A 24,181-nucleotide genomic window follows, 5' to 3' on the forward strand; every position below is an offset into this window, starting at 1 on the left:
AACACCGTATCGTACATCTAACCATTGGAGGGTCATCATGACCAGCACCACGGCCGAGGCCACCGCAAAGAAGAACCCGAAGACCGTCGAGGTCACGTTCAACACCATCACAATCTCGATGCCGAAGGGAGAGCACACCGGCGCCGAGATCAAGCAGTTCGCCATCGATCAGCGCATCGACATCAAGCCGGACTTCGTCCTGGCGGTCAAGCACGGGCACCGGTTCGAGAACGTCGCCGACGCGGACATCGTGAAGGTCCACGCGAACCTGGAGTTCAGCGCTGTCGCCGGAGACGACAACTCGTGACCGGCAGCGACGAGACCACCTCGGTGGCGACCTTGGAAGGGGTCGCCACCGACGTGGTCGCAGCGGTCGAGGAGTTGCGCGAGCAGTTCCTCGGACACCCCATGGCGGTCACGCCGGACGGTGCCGGTGGCGTCAGCGTGATCGTCGACGGCGTTACGCCTGGCAGCCCGTACGTCGAGAGCACGACGTGGCTCGGTTTCCAGGTTGTCTCGGCCTACCCCGACGCCGACGTGTACCCGCACTTCACCGGCAGGCTGCAGCGGGTCGACGGCCGGCCTCATGGCGAGGGGTTCGCCGAGTTGGACTGGCAGGGCCGCTCTGCGCTGCAGCTCTCGCGCCGCTCGAACAACTGGAACCGGCAGACCGACACCGCGGCTCTGAAGGCGATGAAGGTGATCACGTGGCTCGGGTCCCGCTGAACCCGCCGCGCCACGGCTGGAGCCTCGTCGTTCGTCCCCGGGACTGGGCGAGTCTGACCCAGCACCTGTTCGGCCGCCGCGGCGAGCACGGCGCGGTTCTCCTGGCCGAAGAGACGGACGGTTCGCGGGGTAAGCGGCTCCTTGTGCGTCACGTCATCCTCGCTGAGGAGGGCGTCGACTACGTCCCGGGCACGACCGGCTACCGGGCGCTCAGTGCGGACTTCGTCCGCGACTGCGCGATGCTCGCGGCCGCCCAGGGCCTGATCTACGTCGCGGTGCACAACCACGGCGGCTGGGACAAGGTCGGCTTCTCCCGTATCGACATGGCCAGCCACGAGCGCGGCTACCCGACTCTGGTGCAGCTCACCGGCCGACCAGTCGTCGGCCTGGTCCTCTCGCGCACAGCAGCGGCCGGCGACATCTGGCTCCCCGACGGCACGCGCACCCACCTGAGCGAGCTCGTCGTCCCCGGTCGCAACCTCGTTCGCCTTCGTTCGACGCCCACAACTCCGGTCGATCCGGAGGACGGCGGCCGCTGGGATCGGCAGGCGCGGGTCTACGGAGACCTCGGCCAGGCCGTGCTGTCCCAGATGCGGGTCGCGATCGTCGGGCTCGGCGGCGCCGGCAGCATTGTCTGCGAACTCCTGGCCCGTCTCGGCGTCGGCCAACTCGTACTCATCGACTCACAGACCGCGACCTTGGACAACCTGCCCCGGCTGGTCGCCGCGGAGCCCGACGACATCGGCTTGCACAAGACCGCCCTCGGCGCACGCAACGCGCGGCGTGCCCACCCCGACATCACCATCACGGAACTCCGCCACGACGTGCAGGACCCCCGCTGTATCGAGGCGCTGGGCGGCTGTGACTTCATCTTCCTCGCCGCCGACTCGAATGCTGCCCGGCACTTGGTCAACCAGACGATCGAGACTCTTCTGATTCCCGGCTTCCAGGTCGGCGTGAAGGTCCCGGTCACGAAGGACGGCACCGTAGGCCGCATCCACGCCGCCGTCCGACCTCTGGTTCCCGGACAGGGATGCCTGTGGTGCAACCAGCTGATCAACCCGACTGAGCTCGCCATCGAGATGTCCCCGACCGCGGTTCGCGAGGCTGCCCGCTACGTCGACGACGTGCCGGCGGCTAGCGTCATCGCGTTGAACGCCGTCGCTGTGGTCGACGCGGTGAACCAGTTCATGATGTCGACGACCGGCCTCCTCGAGGACGACGGGAATCTGGTGCCGTACACCATCACGTTTCCGCGTGAGTCCCGCGTTGAGTACCACTCCCCGCGGCGTGACCCCGAGTGCCCGCGGTGCGGAGACATCCGCTGCCCGTGACGTAGATCCTCTGGTTACGAAGCTCGTTCAGAGCCAGAGAGGTCGTCGGCGGAGCCACACGATAGACACGAGCGGCGCCTAGCGGTGACGCCGGGCGTCGTGTTCGGCCGTTTCGTCCTCGCGACGAGCGTCAGCCTTATAGGACTTGGCGAGGTCCTCGAGCAGCTTTCCGGTGCGGGGCCAACGGTTGCGGACCTTCTCGGCGTCCTCGAGGTGCTTGTCTGCGAGGGTTCGTTCTTGCTGCCCGCCGGCGTAGATCGCCCGGCCGTGCACGCCGCGCTGGTTGAGGCGGTTGATGAGCAGCCCGGTCTCGAGGTCGTCGCTCTGTTCCTTCTCGATGACGTTCCGGACGGCCTGGCACGGCCAAATGCCGTCGCCATCGTCGACGACCGGCGCGGCGAGCGCTTCGCCGATGACGGTCGATGCGAACTGCGCCCGGTTGGCTTCGGTGAGGAGCGCGCGGACCTGGTCAACCCAGGCCTGAATCTCCTCAGTCGTGGGTGTCTTTCCGGGTTCCGTGGTCCCGGGCAGGGGTCCATGCCAGCCGTGCAGGAGGCTCCACGCGGCGCTGCTGAATCGGAACTCCTCGTCAGTCATGCCGGAGGTCTCGGTGCCGGCGACGGCTGCTTCGACATCGGTGTCGGGCTCGGTGTCGGGCTTGTAGACACTCGTCACGGCGGTGACGAACTGCTCGGGCTTGCGGGCCAGCTCCCGATGCAGCGCACGCGGCGTGCGTTCGTGCTCGAGGACGGGCAGGTAGTAGAACTCGAGATACGCGAGGGTCTCATCATCGGTGCCGAGCTTCTCGAGACGGTCGAGGAGCATCCCGACGGTGTAGCTGAGCTGGTGGTAGTCGGTGGGCGCGGCCTCGTTGATGTTCTCCAGATCGGCGGTGAGGACCTTGATGATGAGGTCAGCCGAGGGCGACGGTTCTCCGCGGACCGTGGCGGCGGCCATCGCACTGAATGGTCGCCCGGCGCCGAGGAGTCCTCTGCAGACCTGCTCGACGACGGCGTTGTCGATGCGGTAGGGGTTCACGCCCTTCCAGAACAAGGCCTGCTGGTCGTCGTCGAGGTTGACGACGAGGTCGAGGACTGCAGCGGTGGTCTGCACGGTGCGCAGGAGAACGGCGCCCTGGTTCGGCCGCTTGGCGACATGGTCGGTCAACCACGCGAAGTCCTCGGCGCGTCGGCTCGCGTACCCCCACGCGACGATGGCGGCTGCTCCGCTGACGTTGCTGCCATCTCCGAGGAGGTCGAGGACCTCCTCGGTGAACTCGTTGGTCTCTGCGTCGTGGACGGCGAGTGCCACGCCAACGTACCCGGGCACCTCGACCTTCGAGGCGAGCTCGACGACTGCGTCAAGGCCGCCAGCATCCAGCACCGATTTGATGACCTCGACTCGCCGCTCGGCGACGGGCTTCTGCGTGTTCTCCGGGTCGTCGTCCTTGTCGCGGTACTCGTCGAGGTCGGAGTTCCAGCCGAACATGGCCTCGTCCTCGCCTGCGGTGAGGTCGAATCCGTGAGCTTCGAGGAACTTGGTGATGGCGTCCAAGTCGTCTTCCTGCATGGCCCAGCCGGTGTCGCTGTACCGGCGGTGGTGGTCGGCGTCCTTGGCGAGCTTGTCGAGCACCTGGTCCCGGTAGTCCTCGGCGAGCTCTTCCCAGCGGGCGGCGAGGGCGTCGAGGACGCGGACGAGGTCGGCAGAGGAGAACCGGCTGACGAGCCGGGCGGCCGTGGCCAGGCCGTCGGTGCCCGGCTGGTTGAGCAGTCGCGTGCAGATCCCGGTCAGCGACTCCTGGTACTCGGCGCTGGTGGCCTGGTACCGGTCGGTGGGCCAGTCGCGGTACCGCGGGCCGGAGGGGATGACGCCGCCGCCGCGGTTCTCGACCAGGGTGTGCAGGAGGCTGGTGGCGTGCTCGGGCACGGTTGTGATGACGGCGTCGAGGATGTCCATGCGGTTAGCTTCGTTGATGGCGCCGTCGGGACGGATGGGGTCGAGGGCGGAGGCCAGTGAGGCGGCGGGCCGGTTGGAGAGCTTGCCTCCGGGGTCGAGCACGGCCAGGCGGGCAAGGATGATGGCAACCCGGGCTACGTGGGCGGGGGAGAACGCCAGCGTCTCGAGCGCCCACAGCAGGGACGAGTGCGCACTGAGGGTGTTCAGGGAGTCGCTCTTCTCGAGGAACATCGCCATGACCGTGGGCTTCTTGGCACGTAGCGACGTCTCGAGTGCGTGGAGGAACGCGTCGGGAGACGCTTCGGCGAGGAGCTGGAGCTGTCCGGTGAGGGTGAGCCAGCGGACTTCGTCAGCGTTCTCGAGGAGGTCGCGCACGATCTGGGTGGCGAGCTCCTGACCGGTGCGGCCGCCGGCTACGGGGTGGTCTCCGGCGTGGGCGCCGAGCATGGCGAGGGTGGTGCTGAGGCCGCGCTGGAGCGCGTTGGAGTACCGGCGCTTCGGCCGGTCGTCGTTGAGGCCTCGGAGGAAGCGTTCTTGGAACGTTAGGTTAGCGTCGGGGTCGATCTCAGTGAGTGCGTCGGTGATGACGTCGGTGAAGGTCTTGATGTCGTCGGGGGTCATGAGATGACTGATGGCGTCCCACGCATCGACGATGTCGACGAAATCCCAGTGGTTGCCGACGGCATCGAGCGGCGGGTCTTCGCCGGCGGCGAGCTGGGTGACGGTCTTGGTGAGGTCGGGCCAGTCGGCGGCCCGGGTGAGGGCGAGGAGAACCTCGCGGTCGCCTTCCTTGCTGGCGTCCCACGCGCCTGCGAGCAGCGCGGACGCGAGGAGCGGGGCGTCAGACCCCGTGCACCACGTCGGCGTCTGGTGGCCGTACCGGCTGAGGCGTCGGCGCAGGGAGCGGAGGTTCCGGCGGGTTGCGAGCGCGTACTCGTGCGACTTCGAGAAGTCGATGCCGGTAGCTCGCCAGCCGGTCGAGGCGCTGTGCGGGTCGATCGTCTGGAGCCGGCCGGTTTCGTGGGCCGTGCGTGCGGTCTTGGGGAGGATGACGTGGTGGCCGGCCTCGAGTGCCTCGCTGACGGAGTCCGGCATGAACGTGGGGATGAGGATGTGCGGCGTGTGATGAGCGCTCCATCGACGCCACCCGTCTTCATCATTGATGACGACGGACCGCTCGCGCAGTGCCTCGAGGTGTTCGGGCTGTCGGATGTCGGGGTCGGGATCTTCGTCGGTCTCCGCGGTCGTGTCCTCGGGGAGCGGCTCCGGCCCGAGCCGGAGGGCTGCGGCGGTGAACGCGATGGCCTCTTCGAGGCTGGACGCGGCGATTATGGTGGCGTCCTTGACGGGTGTGTCGAGGGTGTCGAGGAGGCTGATGACGTCCTCGCGACGCCCCGCGGTCAGGACGGCATCCGGGGTCGCGGGCATGGTCTGCTTGGACCAGCGGTCGAACCACGTGTCGAGGGCTGTGTCGCCGAGGGACCCCCTGCGGAGGTGCTCGCGGAGCCATCCTTCGGCGTTGGGGCACTCGTCGAGCCAGTTAGTGAGCTCGTCGGCGGTGAGGACGACGATGTCCTTCCACTCGTCGCCCCGGTCCTTCATGTCCTTGACCCACTTGTCGCCCTTGCTCCACTTGCGGTTGGTGACTGCGACGTAAGTGGTGGTGCGGCGCACTTCGACGGGCGTGTCCTTGGTGCGCTTTTCGTAGTCGCTGATGGCCTTGGCACGCTGGCCCTGCTCAGTGCCGATCTCCCAGACTGAGTCACCGTCCGGCACGTAGGGGTGGCCGCTTCCGGAGATGGACACGATGCCGTCGAGTCCAGACAGAGCCACGCCCTCGGCGGCCGGCATCCGAATCCAGTCGGGGCGCACCGTCTCCATGATGAGTCGTCGCACGAGGGTGGGCAGGTGTCCTTCGGAGTCGCGTCGGCGCGACCATTCGTCCAGGTCTCCGCTGGTGAGGTGGACACTCATCTCGTCACTCCCGTTGTGACTGGTACGTCAGATGTTGCTCCTGCAGGACATCCTCGCGTATTGGTGCGGCGGGTAGAGAAGTGACTCCGGCGGGCTGAGGTCTGTGGCGTGTGCCCGACGATGGACAGAGCCCCGCGGGGTGGTGGGCTTTGAGGTGGTCCTCGGTGCCCTACTCGCCGCTGTTGATGGCGGCGTGATCTCCAGTATCCATGGTGGTGTGGAGCAGCGCCATGGACTCTTCTGAGAGGTAGCGGCGGTCGCCGGCGATCCATTCGTCGTGCATGTCGATCAGGACCGCGCCGACGAGCCGGATCACGGCGGCGGCGTTGGGGAAGATCCCCACGACCCGGGAACGACGCTTGATCTCCTTGTTGACCCGCTCGAGCGGGTTGGTCGACCAGATCTTGCGCCAGTGAGCCTTGGGGAAGGCGGTGAACGCGAGGACCTCGGCCTTCGCCTCGTCCATCAGCGGCCCGACCTTCGGGAACGACGTCGCGAGTTGGTCGCGGACCTCGTCCCACGCCTTGCTGACGGCCTCGGGGTCGGGCTGGGCGAAGATCGTGCGGAACACCGCGGCGACCATGTCGGCGTGGGACTTGGGCACGTGCGCGAGCAGGTTGCGGGCGAAGTGGACCCGACACCGCTGGTGCGCGGAGCCCTGAAAGGACCGCTTCAGCGCCTTCACGAGCCCGGAGTGCTGATCGGAGATGACCAGCTGAACACCGCTCAGGCCGCGCTGTTTGAGGCTGAGCAGAAAGCTGCGCCAGAACGTCTCGTCCTCGCTGTCCCCGACATCGAGCCCGAGGACCTCCCGCGAGCCGTCAGCGGCGATCCCAGTCGCGACCACGACGGCCATCGAGACCACTTGGCCGCCCTTGCCGGGCTTGTTGCGCACATGCAGGTAGGTCGCGTCGAGGTAGATGTAGGGAAACGCGATGTGGTCCAGGGGTCGGGTGCGGAACGCGCCGACCGACTCATCGAGCTGCTCACAGATCCGAGAGACCTCGGACTTGCTGATCCCGGAGTCTGCGCCGAGCGCGACGACCAGGTCGTCCACGCTGCGCGTGGAGATGCCGTGGACGTAGGCCTCCATCACGACCGCGTAGAGCGCCTGGTCGATGCGACGACGCGGTTCCAAGATGGAGGGGAAGAACGAGCCCTTGCGGAGCTTGGGGATGCGTAGCTGCACATCGCCGGCCTTGGTCGCCAGCAGCTTGGGACGGGTGCCGTTGCGTTCGGTGAGACGGTCCTCGGTGCGTTCGTAGCGCTCTGCGCCGATCACGCCCGCGGCTTCGAACTCGACGAGCTCCTGGAGCACGGTGCGGACAGACTCGCGGATCATGTCGACGCCCTCGCCGGTGCGGAACGCCTCGAGGAGCTCGGACAGGGCAGACTGGGACAAGGCCATCGGTGGGTCTCCTTCAGTGCGTGACTTGGTCGTTTCACACCGAAGATCCCGCCGATGGCCGCCTACTTCACGCCACCACGCCGGTCCTCAAACCCCACCACTCCAGGGGACTCTCCTCGACGATGGGCGCTGAGGCTCGGGTTGCCCCAATCTGCACCACGGCCGAGCGGGCCAGGATGTGATTGAGCCTGCCCGGATCGTGGCCACTCGGCGTGCCATCTGCGTCATTCTGGGCCGGTAGGACGCACCTTCCGGGGTGCGCGGCCGCCCAGCTCGGCGACAACTGCGTTCAGTAGGTCACGGACTCGACGTGAGGAGCGGTAGGAGATGCCACGGCCGGCCGGGTACGGCACACCCCGTGGCAGTCAGGACATCGGCGCCGGATCTTCTCGCTCGAACTGTCGACGCAGGCGATTCCCCTCCGTCCGGCTCACCTCTCCCCCACACCGTTCGAGCGCGCGCTCCATCTGAAGGCCATAGTCGCGAGTCAGCCTGGACAGCAGCTCACCAGCGCGACGCTCCGTGCGCTGGATGGTGGCGTCGCGGGTGCGGAGCGCGATCTCGACCTGCTCTCCGAGGTCGTTGACCTCGCGGCTCCGTCGCAGGATCTCGTTGGTGCGGTTCTCGCTTGCAGCTCGGCGCGCCAACTGTCGCCGCACCGAGTGGCTGGCCGTCGCCCTCACCCGGCCATGGGTAGGGACTCGACGTAGGCGACCAGGTCCTCGTGGCGGACCAGCCGGGTGCGGTCGATGTGGACCGAGGGGAGCGTGCCGGACCTCAGCAGTTCGTAGACCTTCGAGCGGCTGATGTTCAGGAACGCGACGACCTCCGGGATGCGGTAGAGCAGCTTGTGGTTCATGGTTTCCTCCAGTCGGGTTCTGTTCACCTATGGAGGCCGAGGAGGTCTCGGCGATCACAGCGACGGAACTTTCGGGGGGACGCTGCGTCGGCAGGAGCTGCGTTCCCCCCGCGTCCCCCCTCTGCGACCTGCGACGACGCGGCCTCAGGCGCCAAGAGAATTCCTCAGACCTGTGCCGGCCTAGAACACCTCGTCAGGGTCGAAGCCCCCGCGACGAACCGACGGGATCCGAGCGAGCCTGACGCCACGCTTCACTACCTACTGCTCTGCTGCAGCGATCCGCCCTGCAACGACGTGCAGCGAGCAACCGACACAGAGCCACACCTGCCGAGGTCCTCAACCCCTACTGCCGAGAATGAGGACGAATCCGTGCCTTCGCCATGACACACACACCTGGTGCATTCTCGGAGTCTTTTCGTCCGTACGTAATTGTCGTAGGGTCGGTGGCATGGTCGACGAACGCACGTGCCCGCGCTGCGGACAGCCGTTCTACGTGCCCTCCACACCGCGGCGGGGGCGGCCCCAGCAGTGGTGCTCCCAGGCCTGCCGCCGGGCTGGCTACGAGGAGCGTCGGGCAGCCAAGAACGGCGCTATCGCAATCGAGTACGTCGAGAAGCCGGCGCCCACGATCACCCTCGACGAACACGTCGCCGCCGTCCTGGACTCCCCCGCTGCCTGCCGCAACGTGCTTCGCCAGCTCCGCGCACGCCACGGGAACGGAGAGCTCAAAGACGCGAAGTGGAGCAGCGTGAGCGATGAGCTCGAGCGGCTCGGCAACCCGCCGGATCGGCGACCCGACGACTGGTTCAGAGGCTCGCGTTAGTCGGTGCCTCACTCAGAGGACGCCGCTCACGAGTCATTCAGTAGCCCAGCCAGCACAGCTGTCAGCTCCGGTACTCGGGTGGAGGCGACCTCCCAGACCAACGCGTCGTCGATCTGCGCATAGCCGTGCACCAGGACGTTGCGGAAGGCGACGATCCGGGCGAGATCCGGCACCCGATCCGCGGTGCCTGGATCGACCTTGCTGAGCCGATTGAGCGCCTCGCCGATGATCTGGAACTGTCGTTCGACCGCCGAGCGGAGCATGACGTCTTGTTGGTAGTCGTCCCAGCTCCGACCCGCCACGAACTCGAGGACGCGACCTGCTGCTCGTCTGGCGTCCCAGATCAGCGCCGGCGCCTCAGGCTGCATACAGCTCTCGACTGGTGCTGGCGACCGACTCCGCGAAGTACGGGTTCTCCAGGGCGGCCGCCGAGACGAGGTCGACCGGGCGCCCGAAGAGAGCCTCAAGGTCCTCCTTGAGGCCGAAGTAGGCATCGAAGCGACTCACGGGTGCGTCGTCGAACTCGACCAGGAAGTCGATGTCGCTGGTCGCCTCGTCGAAGTGATCCGTACCGGCCGAGCCGAACAGCAGGAGACGCCGCACGGCGTACTTGCGACAGAGCGCCTCGATCGCGCGGCGATCAATTACCAGCGGTCCCGCCATGGCTGCCTCCTGACTCATCGTCGAGCGTTCGCCGACAGTCTCCCACCGATGAGCCGCGAAGGAAGCGACTGCTTGTCCACAGCTCGTCGGCAATCGGCTTCGCCGAGGTCAACGGGTCATACGCTGGGTCCATGGCCACGCCGACTCGACGCGCTAACGGCGAAGGATCTCGACCTGTGCAGCGCAAGGACGGTCGCTGGCAGATCCTGATCCGCCATACCGACACGGACGGCGTCCGCAAGCGAGTGACGGTCACCGGAAAGACCGCCAAGGAGACCCGCCAGAAGGCCGAGGAGGTCCGGGCCAGGTTGAAGAAGGAGCTTCCGGCCCGTGACACCCGCCAACTGGTCGACCAGTACGCCGAGACCTGGATCAAGACCACGCTGGCGAACTCGGACCGCAAGACAAGCACGAAGACGATGTACGCCGCCGTCGCCCGACACCACATCATCGGCAGCCAGCTCGGCGCGACGCCGATGCACCGGGTGCGGCCGAGCGCGGTCGACGGGTGGTTGGCCGAGCTCCGCCGCAAAGGGCTCAGCGACTCCACAAGGCGCAACGCCTACACGATCCTGCGCGCCGTCTTCGACGCCGCCGTCAAGGACCGCGAGCTTGCCGACAACCCCGTGGCCGCGATCACCCGCCCGCGAGTCGAGGTCAAGGAAGCGGAGTACCTCACGCCCGAGCAGGTCAAGCTCCTTCTCGAGGCTGCCCACGACACCCGCTACCGACTCCTGTTCGAGCTCCTCGTCAACACCGGCCTCCGCCGCGGCGAGGCGCTTGCGCTCAAGTGGCGCAACCACGTCAAGGAGGACAGCGGCTGGCTCAAGATCCGCGGCACCTTGACCCGGGAGGACGGCGAGCTGGTCACGACGAGCACGAAGACGGCGAAGTCCCGACGCGAGGTGCCCATCACCGACCGCACGGCCGAGATCCTCCAGCAGCTCCGTACGCGCCAGGCAGCCGAGCGCGACCGGGCCGGCTCGCAGTGGAAGGAAACCGGCTACGTCTTCACCACCGCCTTCGGCGAGCCATGCGACCCCCGCAACGCGCTCCGGGCGCTCAAGGTGGCCGCCGACCAGGCCGGCCTGCCCAGCATCGGCCTCCACACCCTCCGACACTCCGCCGCCAGCACCATGCTCGCCAACGGCGTCCCACTCAAGGTGGTCTCGGAGATCCTGGGACACTCCTCGATCAGCATCACCGGCGACATCTACGGACACGTCTCCCCCGACATCAGCGTCTCCGCGATGCAGGTGCTCAGCGATGCCTTGCGATGAGCCCGGCGCAATCTCCGCGTCCGCCACCGGTGGTGGCCAGGACCTAAGCAGGCGGGGCGCCCTCCGCGCCCCGGGACTCGCCCCGCTGCCCACCCGCGTCTTTGGCGGTAGGACACACCTCCGAGGTAGACCCGTCCTGGCCGCTGACAGGTAGCCAGCACCCCCGATCGACGGCATCACCTCCTCAGATGCGACCGCAGTCCCCGGTCACGTCCTCGACCGTGGACCACAGCCCCGTCGGTCGCTGAGAAAGGTGTGCGGAAAAGGTGTGCAGCCGGCGCCTGGCAAGGCGAGAGGCCGCCTCCCTCACCCGGGAAACGGCCTCTGACCTGCATCTTCATTCGGTCGGGCTGACAGGATTTGAACCTGCGACCCCTTGACCCCCAGTCAAGTGCGCTACCAAGCTGCGCCACAGCCCGAATCTCCCGGCCGAATCACGCGTTGGCCGAGCGCGTGAACACTACAACAGCGGCCGGGTCACGACGGAATCGGGCTCACTTCACGGCCATGCTGTCGTTGCTCACCTTCAGCGACGACGTGTCGACGGCCACGAAGGCGGAGGCCGGGATGGTCTTGAGGTCCTCGATCAGCTGCTCGGGCCACTTGGCGTGCTGCTCGCCCTGGAAAAACCACGGCGAGCCGTTGTCGGCGAGCACCAGGCCGTAGGTCTTCATCGCCTGCACGACGCGCTGTGCGTACGGCGAGAGTCCGGCCGCCGACCAGCCCGCCTTGAGCCGGAACCGAGCCCCCATCGGCGGGTAGCTCAGGCTGGCCTTGGACCCGGCGTCGTGGCGGGCGGGCCACAGGTGGTGCTTGCTGGTGACGTCGGTGGTGAACCGGATGGCGTGGTCGATCTTGTCGTCACGGACCTCGTTCCAGCGCAGCAGGCCCGGCAGGATCGGCAGGCCGGCGGCGTCGGCGGAGGTCCAGCCGTCGGGGCGCAGCTTGTTGCTCGTCAGCGACCACACGGCGCCGGAGCCGGCCCGCCACCTCCCATTGCGCACGGAGGTGTCATAGGTCTCGTAGAGCTTGCAGCGACCCTTGTCGACGACGATCGCGTGCTGGTCGCCGCCGGAGTCGCGGCCGCCCTCGATCCGGGTGTCCGGGCCGAGCGGGTAGCGCACCTTGTCGGACTCGTCGGGGTAGTAGAACGACACCGACACCTTGCGATGCGACGACTTCACGACCGTGACCGGGATGCCGTAGTTGGGCCCGTCGCCGTAGGATGGTCCGAAGTCGGGGTGCAGGTCGACCCCGGTCGACATGTGCGAGAGCCAGGAGCGGCTGCGCTGGTGCACCGGCAGACCGCTCACGTCGGCGCGCCACCAGCTGTTGGCGGGGAACTCCGAGCAGGAGGTGCCCGCAATGGGCTTCTCGACCTCGGCCGCGGCGGGTGACCCGAGCGACGTACGTGTGCCTTCGGCGCCGACCATCGGCGCCAGGACCGCGAGCACTACCGAGCCGAGGGTGAGCGCCAACAACGTCCGCATCCGGCCAGGGTAGGCGCGGCTACCGTTTGCGCTTCTCCCGCGGTCGCTGCTGCAGGATGATCGGGGTCCCCGCGAAGCCGAACTCCTCGCGCAGGCGACGCTCGATGAACCGCTCGTAGCCCGCGTCGAGCTTGCCGCTCGTGAACAGGACGAACATCGGCGGCGCCGTGGAGGCCTGGGTCCCGAACAGGATCTTGGGCTGCTTGCCGCTGCGCACCGGGTGGGGGTGCTCGGCGACCAGCCGGCCCAGGAACGCGTTGAGCGTGCCGGTGCCGATCCGGGTCTCCCAGCCCTCGAGGGCCTTGTCGATGGCCGGCACCAGCCGGTCGACGTGCCAGCCGGTGCGCGCGGTGATGTTGATCCGCGGTGCCCACTGCACCTGCACCAGGTCGCGCTCGATCTCGCGCTCGAGGTAGTAGCGGCGCTCCTCGTCGACCAGGTCCCACTTGTTGAAGGCGATGACGAGCGCGCGGCCGGCCTCGCGGATGGTCTGGATGATCCGGATGTCCTGCTCCGACAGCGTCTCGCCGCCGTCGACGACCAGCACGGCCACCTCGGCACGGTCGATCGCGGTCGTCGTGCGTAGCGAGGCGTAGTACTCGTGGCCCGAGGCCTCCTTGACCCGCTTGCGGATGCCCGCGGTGTCGATGAAGCGCCACTGCTTCCCGCCCAGCTCGATCAGCTCGTCGACGGGGTCGACGGTGGTGCCGGCGACGTTGTCGACGACGACCCGCTCCTCCCCCGCCAGCCGGTTGAGCAGCGAGGACTTGCCGACGTTGGGCTTGCCGACGATCGCGATCCGGCGCGGGCCGCCGATGCCCTTGTCGCGGTCGGGCGGGGGCTCAGGAAGCGCGGCAAGCACGGCGTCGAGCATGTCGCCCGAGCCGCGGCCGTGCAGCGCGGAGACCGGCCAGGGCTCGCCCAGGCCGAGGTTCCAGAGGCCGAAGGCCTCGGCCTCGGTGCGCTGGTCGTCGACCTTGTTGGCCACGAGCACGACCGGCTTACCGGACGCGCGCAGGATCTTGACGACGGCCTCGTCGTGGTCGGTGATCCCGACGGTCGCGTCGACCACGAACAGCACCGCGTCGGCCAGGCCGACGGCGATCTCGGCCTGGGCACGGATCGCCTCGGCGAGACCGCGGGCGTCGGGGTCCCAACCGCCGGTGTCGACGACGGTGAAGGCGCGGCCGTTCCAGTGGGCGTCGTACGACACCCGGTCCCGGGTCACCCCGGGCACGTCCTCGACGACCGCCTCGCGGCGGCCGATGATCCGGTTGACCAGCGTGGACTTGCCGACGTTGGGACGCCCCACCACCGCCAGGACGGGTACGGGACCGTCCTCTGTCGTCTCGTCGGGCTCCAGCGTCTCGCTCACGTCGTCGTTCCTGTCACGCCACCGGAAGGGTCGGGCTCCTGCTCCCCTGACGGGAGGGGTCCCGGGAGGCTCCGGCCGGTGGTCACCAGCGCCTCACGAAGATCGTCGAGCATGCGGTCGCGCAGTCGCAACGACGCGCTCTCCACGTCGCCGCGGCGGCGTGGCCACGGCTGCTGCTCCAGTGTGAAGGGTCGCCCGAAGACGAGCTCAATCCTCGCGCCCCTGTTCGGGAGCGAACCGGTGTGCCCGCCCGGCTCCCGCGTGCCGATCATGATCACCGGGACGACCGGCGCGCCGGTCACCAGCGCGAAGTACGCCGCGCCGCGGTGGAAGCGCTCGAGCTCGCCCGCACCGCGGTGGCCCTCGGGGAAGATCCCGACGACGCCGCCGTCGCGGAGCACGCGCAGGCCCTGCTTGACCGCCTGCGGGTCGGCGACGTAGCGGTCCAGCGGGATCTGGCCCGAGTAGTGCAAGAAGCGGCCCAGCCGGCCGCGGAACATCTCGATCTTGGTCAGCGCGTGGACCGGGCGCGGCGCGAAGATCGCGAGCAGCGGACCGTCGATGACCCCGATGTGGTTGGCGGCGAGGATCACCGGCCCGGTGGCCGGCACCTGCTCGGCGCCGTGGACGCGTACGTCGTACCGGCGCCGGAAGAGCCAGCGTGCGAACGGCCGGAGCTTCTCGAGCATGAACCGCGGCGGGTGCGGCGTGGCATCGGTGCGGGGCAGCTCGATGTCGACCCTCACGTCGCCACCCGGACGAGCCCGACGACCTGCTCGATGACCTCCTCGAGGGAGTACGGCGTGGTGTCGATGTGGACGGCGCCGTCTGCCATCACGAGCGGTGCGGTGGCGCGCCCGGAGTCGATCCGGTCACGATCCAGGAGGACCTGGTGGGTGGCGCTCACGTCGGTGCCGCCCTCTTCGGCGGCACGGCGCCGCGCGCGGGCCTCGACGTCGGCGGTGAGGTAGAGCTTGACCTCGGCCTGGGGCCACACCACCGAGCCGATGTCGCGGCCTTCGACCACGATGCCGCCGTCGGCGATGATCTCGCGCTGCAGCTCGAGCAGCCGGGTGCGGACCTCCGGCACCGTGCTCACGGGCGACACGGAGCGGGTCACCTCGTCGCTGCGGATCGCGACCGAGACGTCGACGCCGTCGACCTCGATGGTCGGGCCGTTCGGGTCGGTGCCGGACTCGATCGCGGGCTTGCCGGCGCAGGCGGCGACGGCCTCGGCGTCGTGGATGTCGACGCCCTCACGCAGCATCCACCAGGTCATCGCGCGGAACTGGGCGCCGGTGTCGAGGTAGCGCAGACCCAGGCGGGCGGCGACGCCGCGGCAGGTGCTCGACTTCCCCGAGCCCGAGGTGCCGTCGACGGCCACCACGACGCGGCTCTCGGGGCTCTGGTCAGGGCTCTTCACGGGGGTTGAGCCTACCGGTGAGTCACCCATCCCTTCGATTCGAGAGAGGTCAGCAGGTGCTCCGCGCGGTCCTCGTCGACGGTCAGCTCGACCAGGCCGACAGGGCGCCCGGGGTCGTGGTCGATCCGGACGTCCTCGATGTTGACCTCGCTGGCCCCGGCGTCGGCGAACAGCCGGGCCAGCTCGCCCGGGTGGTCGGGCACGGCGACGAAGACGGTGCCGGTCGGGCGCGTGGGGCCGCCGTGCTTTCCGGGGATGGCCCGGGTGCCGCTCACGCCCTCGCTCAGCACCGCCTCGACGCCGGCCCGGTCTCCCCCGGCCAGCGCCTCGATCACGGCGTCCAGCCGCTCGCGTACGCCGGTCAGCAGTGCGCCCACCGCGTGTGCGTTGGCGGCCACGATCTGGCCGTAGAGCGCGGGGTCGCCCGCGGCCACCCGGGTCACGTCGCGCACGCCCTGCCCCGAGAGCGCCAGGTGGTCGGCCGGGGCGTCGGCCAGCGCGCCGGCGGCGAGTGCGGCCAGCAGGTGCGGCAGGTGGGAGGTGCGGGCGACGGCCAGGTCATGCTCGTCGGGGGTCAGCCGGACCGGCACCGCGCCACAGAGCAGCGCGAGGGCCTCGACCAGCGCGACCGCCTCGGGCGTGGAGCCGGGGTGCGGGGTCACGGCCCACGGGCGGCCGTCGAACAGCGCGGAGCTGGCCGCCAGCGGCCCGGAGCGCTCGCTGCCGGCCATCGGGTGGCCACCGACGTAGCGCTCGACACCCGGCACCCCGGCCACTGCCGCGAGCGGCCCGACCTTGACGCTGCCGACATCGGTCACCACGGCGCCACCGGCCAGCGCACGGGCGATCTGCGCGCCCAGGTGGTCAGGGGGTACGGCGACCACGACCAGCTGCGGCCGGTCGTCCGGGGTCGTGGCGCGGCCGGCGCCCAGCCCGGAGGCGGTGCGCAGGTGGTCGTCGGAGGAGTCGGTGAGCAGCACCTCGAGGCCGGCCCGGCGGCAGGCGAGCGCGATCGACGTACCGATCAGCCCGGCGCCGACGATCTCGACCGGCCCGACCAACGAGCCGGGCAGAGCGTCACTCATCCGGCACGGACCGGACCCGGGTCAGGTCGCTGCGCAGCGCGGCCGCCCCATGGAGGTAGACGTGGGTGATGTCGGCTCGCGGGAGCTCGGTCTCGATGTGCGCCATCATCCGCACGACCCGCGGCATCGAGCCCGCGATCTCGAGCTCGCGCGCACAGATCAGCGGCACGTCCCCGAAGCCGAGCTGGCGGGCGGCGTACGCCGGGAACTCCGAGACCAGGTCGCTGGTGGCGGTGAAGATCACCGAGATGAAGTCGTCGACCTCGAGGCCGTTGGACGTCATCACGTCGGTGACCATCTCCGCGACCCGCTCGAGCATGTGCTCACGCTCATCGGTGTCGAGCTGGGTGGCTCCGCGTACGGCTCTGACTGGCACGCGGTGATGTTATCGGGGCTGGTAGCTCCCGAAGGACCAGTGGTTGCCCTCTGGATCGGCGACGCTGCCGCCGCGACCGCCGTAGTCCTGGTCCACCATCGGCCGCAGGACCGTCGCACCCGCCGCCACGGCCCGCTCGAAGACTGCGTCCGGGTCGTCGGTGACGAGGTACGCCGCCGAGCCGCCGGGGTTGTCGACGGCGCCGTCCGGACGGCGCGAGCCGAACATGATCCCGCCGCCTCCGGGCCACAGCCACTCGGCGTGCTCCACCACCGTGGGGTCCTGCTCGGAGCGGTAGGTCGCATGCTCGGTGAACCCGATCGCGGCCAGCCAGCCGATCATCGTGTCCTCGTCGCGGAAGGTCATCGTCTGCCAGTGCCGGACGTCTGCTGCGCTGCTCGGTGAGGTCATGCCCCACCCTCACCCGGCGAATACGCCGCCGGCTTGGACGTCTGGGAACTCCTCGCGCAGCCACGTGGTCGGCGGGCAGCCCGCGAGGTCGCGCCACTCCCGGGCCAGGTGCGCTTGGTCGGCGTACCCGCAGACGGCCGCGACCTCCGCGAGGGTGCCGCCGCGACGGGCGGCGGCGAGCACGTGTTCGCGGCTGGTCTCGAAGCGGGCGACCCGCTGGTACTCCTTCGGGCTGAGCCCGGTCTCGGCGACCACGAGGTTGCGCAGGTGCCGGCGGCTGTAGCCGACGTCGTCGGCCACCTCGGCCACCGCCGCTCCGCGAGCGAGCCGGGCGAGCGCCCGGCCCACCTCCGCCCGGGCCCCGGAGGCGTCGCGGGCGGAGAGCGCCGAGGTGAGGGCGCGGAGCAGCACCGCGGTGCGTGCCGGCCAGGAAGACTCGTCGTGCACCTGCTCGGGCAGGTGCCGCAGGTCGGGAGCGAGGTCGTCAAGCTCGAGCAGCTCCCCCGCGATCGCGGCGGCCGGCAGCCCGAACAGCGCCCGGGCGCCCGCCGTGGTCAGCGCCAGGAAGAACCCCTCCTGGTGTCCGTCGTGGCGGATCTCGGCCGGAGCGGCGTGCAGCCCCGCGACGCTGGACCACGCTGAGCGCCGGGAGACCGGGTCACCGCTCCACGCCACGTCGAGCTTCGCCCCGATCGGCAGCACGAACGTCAGCGACGTGCCCGGCAGGCCTCGATGCACCCCGGCCGGCCCGACCACGTCGTACGCCGCCAGCCAGGCGACGTACGGCCGCAACGCGGCGGGTACGGCCTCACTCATCCCCCGACGGTACGCCGCCTCAGCTGAGTATGAAGTTCCGTTAGCCGTGGCCCCGGATACACGCCACCATCCACCATCCGTGCGAGCGGGTGGCCCACGGCAATGTCAGCGTCCATCTTGACTGATGAGGGGTCTAGACCAGGTGAAGACCTAACCGAAAATGGTAACGCGTTCTGGTTTCAGGCGTTGGGTCGACACGAGCGGGACGCATCCCCAGCGTCGCTGCGTCGAGAAGTGGTAATCGTGCTGGAGTCCGGCATCTTGAGGGTCGTGGTGGCAGTGCTGGTAGGGGGTGCCGCGATGGCGGGCTCGAATGGCGCAGCTGCGAGCCCAGGGAACCTGGGTCCCTGTACTGCGGCTGAACGCACCCTCGGACTAGGGGACATGCTCGGGCTGGAGTCGTTGTACTGATGACTTGGGCAGGCAGCAGGCGGAGAACAGTGCTCAGCGCTTGGCAGATGGCGCGGGGAGGGAGCGTCATCGCCGCCGCGGCGCTGTCGGTAGCGGTGTGTGCCGTGCCCGCTCCCGCCGACGTTCCGTCTATGCAATCGCCGGCGGCTGCGAGCACAATCGTCCGGACGACGCCGTGCGAGTCCGGCGGAACGATCACGACTACGATCCGCCGCACCAGCGGACGGGTCAGCGTCCACTTCGAGTTGTCGGGTGCGTTGCCACTGGAGCGATACGGATTCGGTGTGGAATGGGTGGCGAAGCCGCCGCGGAAGGTCGGCCAGCCCGGCTCCTACGACGGGGCAACCACCACGGACTTGGTCGGGTCCGCTGACTTCGCAGGCTTCGCCGCACCCGTTAAGTCCAGGGTCAGCTATAGATTCGTGGCCCAAAGTTCAACGAACCAGTGCTTCGCTAGAGGGGTCATCAGGCCTAGATAGGCAATTGGCTCAGAGTTGCGCGTTGTCGAGCAGCTCGCCCAGCTCGTCGAGGGTGAGGTCGCGCAGGGCGCCGGACTTCAGCGAGCCGAGCTGGACCGGGCCGATCGCGGTGCGGGTGAGCTTGCGCACGGGATGGCCGACGTGGTCGAGCAGGCGGCGCACGATCCGGTTGCGCCCCTCGTGGATGACCAGCTCGACGATCGACTTGTCCCGCGAGGCGGTGACGACCTTCGCCTGCGAGACCGTCACCGGGCCGTCGTCGAGCGTCACGCCCGCGAGCAGCTGCTTGACGGTGGCCTTGGAAACCTCGCCGTCGACCTCGGCGACGTACGTCTTGTCGACCTCGTACGACGGGTGCGCCATGCGCTGCGCGAAGTCACCGTCGTTGGTGAGCAGCAACAGACCGGAGGTGTCGGTGTCGAGCCGCCCGACGTGGAAGAGCCGCTCAGGCCGGTGCGACACGACGTCGGTGATGGTGCGGCGCCCCTCGGGGTCGGACATCGTCGAGACCACGCCGGTCGGCTTGTTGAGCACGAGATAGACGAGGTCCGACAGCGGCGGCAGGCGTTTGCCGGAGACCCGGATCACCGCGGTGCGCGGGTCGACCTTGGTGCCGAGGCGGGTGACGACCTCGCCGTCGACGACGACCTCGCCCTCGAGCATCAGCTCCTCGCACTTGCGCCGCGACGCGACGCCCGACTGGGCCAGCAGCTTCTGGAGCCGGATCAGCCCGTCGTCGTCGGTGGCGACCTCGCGGCTCATGACTCCGTCGGTTCGCCGGCGGGCTCCGGGGCCACTTCGTCGGCCGTGGCGTGCCCTCCCGCCGGGCCCTCGTGCACGGACTCGGTGGCCGCCATCTCGGCCAGCTCGTCCTCGAGGTCGTCGAGGTCGGGCAGGTAGGGCGCGAGCTCGGGCAGGTCCTCGACGGAGCCGACCCCGATCCGCTCGAGGAAGTAGTTGGTCGTCCGGAACAGGTTGGCGCCGGTCTCACCGTCCTGCCCGGCCTCCTCGACCAGACCGCGCGAGATCAGGGTGCGCATGACGCCGTCGACGTTGACGCCGCGGATCGCCGAGACCCGGGCCCGCGAGACCGGCTGCTTGTAGGCCACGACGGCCAGGGTCTCCAGCGCCGCGTGCGTCAGCCGCGCCTGCTGGCCCTCCAGCACGAACGCCTCGACGACCGCGGCGTACTCGTCACGGGAGTAGAACCGCCAGCCACCCGCCACGTTGCGCAGCTCGAAGCCGCGCCCTTGGGCGGTGTAGTCGGCCGCGAGCTCGTGCAGCGCGGCCGAGACCTCCTCGGCGGGGTAGCCCACGGCCGTGGCCAGGCTGACGTCGTCGAGCGGCTGGTCGGTGACCATCAGCACCGCCTCGAGCGAGGGCCGCAGCTCGGCGACGGGGACGGCGAGCTGCTCGTCGCTGAGGTCGCCGCCGGCCACGGTGTCGACGGTGTCGGTCTCAGTCATCTGGTGTCTCCTCGGCGTCGGGCGGTGGCCCGTCGAACTCGTCGGTGATCTCGATCTCGTTGTCGTCGCTGCCGGTCCAGCGGATGGTCAGCTCGCCCAGTGCGGTCACCTGCTCGAACGCCACCGCACCCTCGCGGAACAGCTCGAGCAGGGACAGGAAGCGGGCCACCGTGGTGAGCCGGTCGGGCGAGTCGCCGCACAGGGCGCGGAAGGTCATCGTTCCGGTACGCCGCAGTCGCTCGACGACCAGCACCGCCTGCTCGCGCACGCTGACCTTGGCCGCGTGGATGTGCTGGAGCGACACCTCGAGGACCGGCTTGGGCTCCAGGGCCTTCGCCGCGAGCTCCGCGAACTGCTCGAGCCCCAGCCCGATCAGCACCTCGGGCAGCAGCGTCGCGTAGCGCTCCTCGAGCCCCACGGCGCGCGGGTAGCGGTGCGCCTCGTCGGCCAGCCGCGTCTCCAGGTACCCCGCCACCTGCTTGAAGGCCTTGTACTGCATCAGCCGCGCGAACAGCAGGTCGCGCGCCTCCAGCAGGGCGAGGTCCTCCTCGTCCTCGACGTCGCCCTGGGGCAGCAGTCGGGCCGCCTTGAGGTCGAGCAGGGTCGAGGCGACCAGCAGGAACGACGTGGTCTGCTCGAGGTCCCAGACGGGTCCCCCGGCCTTGACGTGCGCGATGAACTCGTCGGTGACCTTCGAGAGCGCGACCTCGGTGATGTCGAGCTTGTGCTTGGAGATCAGGCTCAGCAGCAGGTCGAACGGACCCTCGAAGTTGTCGAGCCGCAGCTCGAAGCCCGGGGTGGTCTCACCCGCCTCGCTCGAGATGGCGAGCGCGGTCATTCCTGGGTCAGCCGGCGGACCAGCACGCTGTCGTCGCCGTTGGCGTCGAAGTCGGCCAGGACCAGCGCGACGGCCTCACGCACCAGCCGGCCGCGGTCGACGGCGAGGCCGTGCGCGCTGCGCAGCGACAGCCGGGCGTGCTCGATGTGGAGCAGCTCGTCGGAGGTGACGTAGACGGTCATCTTCTCGTCGTGACGGACCCGGCCACTGGGCACCAGCGGGGTGGCGGCCTCCGGCTCGGGGGCCGCCGGCTCCGGGGCGTCCGGGACCGCGTGGACGGCGGTGGGCCGGAACAGGTCGTCGGCCGTGGGGAGGCTCACGCGTCGTGCCACCGGGCGAGCACCTCCTTGGACAGCTGGCGGTAGGACTCGGCGCCACCCGAGGCCGTGGCGTACGACGTGATCGGCTCGCCGGCGACGGTCGCGTCGGAGAACTTCACGGTCCGGCGGATGACGGTGTGGAAGACCTTGTCGCCCCAGGCCTGCACCAGGCGGTCCATGACCTCGCGGGAGTGGAGGGTGCGGCCGTCGAACATGGTGCCGAGCACCCCGTCGATCTCCAGGCGCGGGTTGAGCCGCTCGCGCACCTTGTCGATCGTGGTCTTGAGCAGCGCAACGCCACGCAGCGCGAAGTACTCGCACTCGAGCGGCACGATCACGCCGTGGGAGGCGGTCAGCGCGTTGACGGTGAGCAGCCCGAGCGAGGGCTGGCAGTCGATCAGGATGACGTCGTACTTCTCCAGCGCCGGCGCCAGCACCCGCTGCAGGGTCTGCTCACGGGCCACCTCGTGCACCAGCTGCACCTCGGCGGCGGACAGGTCGATGTTGGAGGGCAGCAGGTCCATGCCGGGGACGCCGGACGGTACGACGACGTCGTCGAGCGTCACGTCGCGCTGCATGAGCAGGTTGTAGATCGTCAGGTCCATCTCGTGCGGGTTGAGGCCGAGGCCGACCGACAGCGAGCCCTGGGGGTCGAAGTCGACCAGCAGCACCTTGCGGCCGTACTCCGCGAGGGAGGCGCCCAGGTTGATGGTGGTCGTGGTCTTGCCGACGCCACCCTTCTGGTTGCACATCGAGATCACGCGGGCGTGGCCGTGCTGGGTCAGCGGCGTCGGCTCGGGGAAGACCGGCATCGGGCGGCCGGTGGGGCCGTTGGCCACCGGCGCGGCCACGAGGCCGTCGTCGGTGAGGAGCTGGGTGGCCACCTGGGGAGCGGTGGAGGGCGCCTCGTTGCTGGAGGCGACCTCGGGGACTCCCTCGCGGTGCGGACGTTCGAAGGGCAGGGGGTCAGACACGACGTGCTCATTTCCGAGTGGCGGGGAAGGGGTGTGCGTCCTCGGCGGCATGTCGGGGGCACTGCTGCCTGAGATTCCGGGGAACATCCCGCTGTTGCTCATGTGCCACTCCTCATCCGGTCGGGGGGACTGCACCCCCATCACACAATGTCGACACAGCGACATTGCGGCGACTCGCCGCGGACTCTAGGTCCGGTCCGGATCTCCCACCAACACAACGCCGCAATCCCACAGGCACTCGGCAAATCTGTTGAGGAACTGTGCACTCGCTCCCGCCTGAACTGCACAGGCACCCCCTCCCCTGTGCACTTACCTGTGGAGGAGCCTCTGCTCCGCGAGTCGGCGCTTGTGCACGACGTTGGCGCCGACTCGGGCGTCGTACGGCGTGCACTGGCGCCGACTCGCGGGAGTCAGTCACCTGGTGGATGCCACACTTGCCGCGTGCGCCGTCGAGTGGTCAGGGTCGCCCTCGTGGAGGTGCTGGTCGCGCTGCTCGGGCTGCTGCTGGTGGTGGGGACCATGGTGATCGATGACGACCCGTCCGCTACCGACGGCGGCCCCGACGCCACGTCGACCCCGAGCGGGACGTCCTCGAGCACCCCCTCGACCACCTCGCCGACCTCCACTCCGAGCGACTCCCCCAGCGCCACACTCACGCCCACCCCCGACTGCGAGCCGGACCTCGCCCTGGTCGACCCGGACGCCACCCCCGAGGCTCGGTGCCTGGCCCAGACCCTCGACGAGTGGCGGCGTACGGGCGTCATGGGCGTCGGCCAGCAGCTCAACGTCTCCACCTCCGACTACCTCGCCCCGCTGCGCCGGCTCGAGCCGCAGCGGGTTGCGCTGGTCGGCTTCGACCTCGAGGAGCTCGCCAAGGCCGACACCTTCGGCTTCGAGCACCCGCCGGTCGAGAAGCTCCTGGAGCTCGCCGCGGACGGCGTCGTCCTCACCGCCTCGTGGCATACCGCCAACCCCGCCACCGGCAAGGACTCCTTCGACGTCAGCTGGCGCGACCTCGACGCCCTGCTGGACCCCGAGACCCCGCAGGCCGAGGCGTTCTGGTCCGACTACGACGCCAAGCTCGACCTGCTGCGGCGCCTTCAGACCGGCGAGGACGGCCGGTTCCAGCCGGCCGCGGTGCTGTTCCGCCCGCTGCACGAGGCCAACGGCGACTGGTTCTGGTGGAGCGCCCCCGACCCGGCCACCTACCGGGCGCTGTGGGCCGAGATGCAGGACCACGCCGCCGAGGCCGGCGTGCACAACATCGTGTGGGGCTGGTCGGCCAACGCCCGCACCCACGACGAGATCATCGACCCGATGACGCTGGTGCCCGAGCTGGTGGACCTCGTCGGCCTCGACTCCTACGACCCCGTGACCGACGACGGGCCGCCGGGGCTCGACCTCACCGGCCTCGCCGAGCTCGCCGCCGCCCACCCCCGCGCGGCGATCGCCGAGACCGGTCCGCACGGAAGCAAGGACGGCGCCTGGGACCCGCGGGTGATCGCCGAGTCGGCGCTGGCCGCCGGCCTGCGACCGACGTACGCGCTGCTGTGGTTCGACGACGGCAACGGCAAGGACGGCTTCACCGGGCGCAAGCAGATCGCGTCGCTGCGGGGCGGCCGCGCCTGGCTGGCGACCTGCCCCGACGGCCTGTGTCCGCTTTCTTGAGCCAAACCTGAGGTCCGGCTGCGACA

General features: G+C 69.4%; 25 protein-coding genes and 1 tRNA gene. 6 read left to right on the forward strand and 20 right to left on the reverse strand.

Annotation, left to right across the window (positions count from 1 at the left end):
- Window positions 1–37 precede the first annotated feature (37 nt).
- From BLR90_RS05005 to BLR90_RS05015, 3 genes are all read left to right on the forward strand, one after another.
- Entirely contained in the window at window positions 38–307 is a 270-nt protein-coding gene (locus BLR90_RS05005) for a hypothetical protein (protein WP_091023025.1), read from the forward strand.
- On the forward strand, window positions 304–726 hold the full coding sequence (locus tag BLR90_RS05010; protein WP_218029273.1) for a hypothetical protein: 423 nt from the start codon (window positions 304–306) through the stop codon (window positions 724–726). Before BLR90_RS05005 ends, BLR90_RS05010 begins: the two co-directional genes overlap by 4 nt.
- Window positions 727–869: 143 nt before the next feature.
- Window positions 870–2,060: a ThiF family adenylyltransferase gene (locus tag BLR90_RS05015; protein ID WP_143016111.1), complete on the forward strand. Its 1,191-nt coding sequence runs from the start codon at window positions 870–872 to the stop codon at window positions 2,058–2,060.
- A 78-nt stretch (window positions 2,061–2,138) separates the two neighbouring features.
- Here BLR90_RS05015 and BLR90_RS05020 read toward each other — a convergent pair whose 3' ends face one another.
- From BLR90_RS05020 to BLR90_RS05035, 4 genes are all read right to left on the reverse strand, one after another.
- Window positions 2,139–5,990: a hypothetical protein gene (locus BLR90_RS05020; protein WP_143016112.1), complete on the reverse strand. Its 3,852-nt coding sequence runs from the start codon at window positions 5,988–5,990 to the stop codon at window positions 2,139–2,141.
- 169 nt (window positions 5,991–6,159) lie between these two features.
- On the reverse strand, window positions 6,160–7,398 hold the full coding sequence (locus BLR90_RS05025; protein WP_091023031.1) for an IS256 family transposase: 1,239 nt from the start codon (window positions 7,396–7,398) through the stop codon (window positions 6,160–6,162).
- A gap of 365 nt (window positions 7,399–7,763) precedes the next feature.
- Entirely contained in the window at window positions 7,764–8,081 is a 318-nt protein-coding gene (locus tag BLR90_RS05030) for a hypothetical protein (protein ID WP_091023033.1), read from the reverse strand.
- On the reverse strand, window positions 8,078–8,257 hold the full coding sequence (locus tag BLR90_RS05035; RefSeq protein ID WP_091023035.1) for a helix-turn-helix domain-containing protein: 180 nt from the start codon (window positions 8,255–8,257) through the stop codon (window positions 8,078–8,080). Before BLR90_RS05035 ends, BLR90_RS05030 begins: the two co-directional genes overlap by 4 nt.
- Before the next feature lie 448 nt (window positions 8,258–8,705).
- On the opposite strand from BLR90_RS05035, the gene BLR90_RS05040 reads away from it, so the two are divergent.
- A complete protein-coding gene (locus BLR90_RS05040) occupies window positions 8,706–9,080 on the forward strand; it encodes a hypothetical protein (protein WP_091023037.1) in 375 nt (124 codons plus the stop codon).
- Between the two features lie 26 nt (window positions 9,081–9,106).
- On the opposite strand, the gene BLR90_RS05045 is transcribed toward BLR90_RS05040, so the two are convergent.
- Together BLR90_RS05045 and BLR90_RS05050 are read right to left on the reverse strand one after the other, a co-directional pair.
- Window positions 9,107–9,448, reverse strand: a complete 342-nt coding sequence (locus BLR90_RS05045) for a HepT-like ribonuclease domain-containing protein (RefSeq protein ID WP_091023039.1) — start codon at window positions 9,446–9,448, stop codon at window positions 9,107–9,109.
- Window positions 9,438–9,743, reverse strand: a complete 306-nt coding sequence (locus tag BLR90_RS05050; RefSeq protein ID WP_091023041.1) for a nucleotidyltransferase family protein — start codon at window positions 9,741–9,743, stop codon at window positions 9,438–9,440. Before BLR90_RS05050 ends, BLR90_RS05045 begins: the two co-directional genes overlap by 11 nt.
- 176 nt (window positions 9,744–9,919) lie before the next feature.
- On the opposite strand from BLR90_RS05050, the gene BLR90_RS05055 reads away from it, so the two are divergent.
- Window positions 9,920–11,023 (forward strand): tyrosine-type recombinase/integrase, encoded by a 1,104-nt coding sequence (locus tag BLR90_RS05055; protein ID WP_170254174.1) that lies wholly within the window; start codon window positions 9,920–9,922, stop codon window positions 11,021–11,023.
- A gap of 345 nt (window positions 11,024–11,368) precedes the next feature.
- On the opposite strand, the gene BLR90_RS05060 is transcribed toward BLR90_RS05055, so the two are convergent.
- The 14 genes from BLR90_RS05060 to BLR90_RS05125 form a co-directional block, all read right to left on the reverse strand.
- Window positions 11,369–11,442, reverse strand: a tRNA-Pro gene (locus tag BLR90_RS05060).
- 75 nt (window positions 11,443–11,517) lie between these two features.
- Complete coding sequence (locus BLR90_RS05065; RefSeq protein ID WP_143016113.1) at window positions 11,518–12,513, reverse strand: hypothetical protein; 996 nt, start codon at window positions 12,511–12,513, stop codon at window positions 11,518–11,520.
- 19 nt (window positions 12,514–12,532) lie between these two features.
- A complete protein-coding gene (gene der, locus BLR90_RS05070) occupies window positions 12,533–13,888 on the reverse strand; it encodes a ribosome biogenesis GTPase Der (RefSeq protein WP_218029272.1) in 1,356 nt (451 codons plus the stop codon).
- A complete protein-coding gene (locus BLR90_RS05075) occupies window positions 13,885–14,634 on the reverse strand; it encodes a lysophospholipid acyltransferase family protein (RefSeq protein WP_245715154.1) in 750 nt (249 codons plus the stop codon). Before BLR90_RS05075 ends, der begins: the two co-directional genes overlap by 4 nt.
- Complete coding sequence (cmk, locus tag BLR90_RS05080) at window positions 14,631–15,311, reverse strand: (d)CMP kinase (RefSeq protein WP_245715155.1); 681 nt, start codon at window positions 15,309–15,311, stop codon at window positions 14,631–14,633. The genes BLR90_RS05075 and cmk overlap by 4 nt, the downstream gene beginning before the upstream one ends.
- Before the next feature lie 11 nt (window positions 15,312–15,322).
- Window positions 15,323–16,396, reverse strand: a complete 1,074-nt coding sequence (locus BLR90_RS05085) for a prephenate dehydrogenase (RefSeq protein ID WP_091023048.1) — start codon at window positions 16,394–16,396, stop codon at window positions 15,323–15,325.
- On the reverse strand, window positions 16,389–16,772 hold the full coding sequence (gene aroH, locus BLR90_RS05090; protein ID WP_091023050.1) for a chorismate mutase: 384 nt from the start codon (window positions 16,770–16,772) through the stop codon (window positions 16,389–16,391). The genes BLR90_RS05085 and aroH overlap by 8 nt, the downstream gene beginning before the upstream one ends.
- 9 nt (window positions 16,773–16,781) lie before the next feature.
- Window positions 16,782–17,183, reverse strand: a complete 402-nt coding sequence (locus BLR90_RS05095) for a VOC family protein (RefSeq protein WP_091023052.1) — start codon at window positions 17,181–17,183, stop codon at window positions 16,782–16,784.
- Window positions 17,184–17,192: 9 nt separating this feature from the next.
- The gene (locus BLR90_RS05100) at window positions 17,193–17,999 is read right to left on the reverse strand and encodes a helix-turn-helix domain-containing protein (protein ID WP_091023054.1); all 807 of its coding nucleotides are present in this window, start codon (window positions 17,997–17,999) and stop codon (window positions 17,193–17,195) included.
- 899 nt (window positions 18,000–18,898) lie between these two features.
- Window positions 18,899–19,651 carry a pseudouridine synthase gene (locus tag BLR90_RS05105; protein ID WP_091023056.1) on the reverse strand — a complete coding sequence of 251 codons (753 nt, stop codon included), beginning with the start codon at window positions 19,649–19,651 and terminating at the stop codon, window positions 18,899–18,901.
- On the reverse strand, window positions 19,648–20,355 hold the full coding sequence (gene scpB / locus BLR90_RS05110; protein ID WP_091023058.1) for an SMC-Scp complex subunit ScpB: 708 nt from the start codon (window positions 20,353–20,355) through the stop codon (window positions 19,648–19,650). The genes BLR90_RS05105 and scpB overlap by 4 nt, the downstream gene beginning before the upstream one ends.
- Window positions 20,348–21,193 carry a segregation and condensation protein A gene (locus BLR90_RS05115; RefSeq protein ID WP_091023060.1) on the reverse strand — a complete coding sequence of 282 codons (846 nt, stop codon included), beginning with the start codon at window positions 21,191–21,193 and terminating at the stop codon, window positions 20,348–20,350. Before BLR90_RS05115 ends, scpB begins: the two co-directional genes overlap by 8 nt.
- A complete protein-coding gene (locus tag BLR90_RS05120) occupies window positions 21,190–21,513 on the reverse strand; it encodes a hypothetical protein (RefSeq protein WP_371863135.1) in 324 nt (107 codons plus the stop codon). The genes BLR90_RS05115 and BLR90_RS05120 overlap by 4 nt, the downstream gene beginning before the upstream one ends.
- Window positions 21,510–22,325: a ParA family protein gene (locus tag BLR90_RS05125; RefSeq protein WP_091023295.1), complete on the reverse strand. Its 816-nt coding sequence runs from the start codon at window positions 22,323–22,325 to the stop codon at window positions 21,510–21,512. Before BLR90_RS05125 ends, BLR90_RS05120 begins: the two co-directional genes overlap by 4 nt.
- Window positions 22,326–22,928: 603 nt before the next feature.
- On the opposite strand from BLR90_RS05125, the gene BLR90_RS05130 reads away from it, so the two are divergent.
- Window positions 22,929–24,155 (forward strand): glycosyl hydrolase, encoded by a 1,227-nt coding sequence (locus tag BLR90_RS05130; protein ID WP_170254173.1) that lies wholly within the window; start codon window positions 22,929–22,931, stop codon window positions 24,153–24,155.
- Window positions 24,156–24,181 lie beyond the last annotated feature (26 nt).

The sequence above is a fragment of the Nocardioides szechwanensis genome, from assembly GCF_900103935.1.
In the GTDB taxonomy this organism is placed as follows: Bacteria; Actinomycetota; Actinomycetes; order Propionibacteriales; family Nocardioidaceae; genus Nocardioides; species Nocardioides szechwanensis.